The sequence below is a fragment of the Rothia sp. HMSC069C01 genome (assembly GCF_001814655.1).
GTDB classification, from domain to species: Bacteria; Actinomycetota; Actinomycetes; order Actinomycetales; family Micrococcaceae; genus Rothia; species Rothia dentocariosa.
In genome coordinates this window covers 1-407 of the sequence record NZ_KV817382.1, presented here as the reverse complement: position 1 = coordinate 407, position 407 = coordinate 1, and the positions used below count along the sequence as shown (strand labels likewise).

Sequence of the window (407 nt, the reverse complement as noted above, 5' to 3'; positions counted from 1 at the left end):
CTACGAGTCTCTTTCGATGGTGAAGTACTTCGAATCACTCTTCTTCTTGGACTGTATCTTGTGGTACTTGCTTGGATGGGATTCGGGTTTGGTGCTCTCCTCCGTAATAGTGCCGGAGCTATTGTTCTTACAGTCGTTCTGCTTTTTGTGGTGACAATAGTTCTTAGTTTCTTCAGGTCTGCTGAGTGGGCAAGCGATGTTTCCAAGTATCTACCTGTTCATCTGGGCGAAAATATGTTGGTCTACGATACTGACCAGTTCAAAGACCCCGGTTACGGGATGCGTTGTTTCCTCTTCACCCTGTGGGGTTTTGTACCCTTGGTACTTGGCTGGATTCGCTTCAAATTCAACGATATGAAGTCTTAGACTTACGGCTCATCGGATAAGAGGAAGTGCCGCCTCCTGAA

At 46.7% G+C, this 407-nt stretch carries 1 pseudogene; it reads left to right on the top strand.

From position 1 onward, the window contains the following. Nucleotides 1–366 (top strand): annotated as a pseudogene (locus tag HMPREF2981_RS02975) (hypothetical protein); the annotation flags it as partial. Between the last annotated feature and the right edge of the window lie 41 nt (nucleotides 367–407).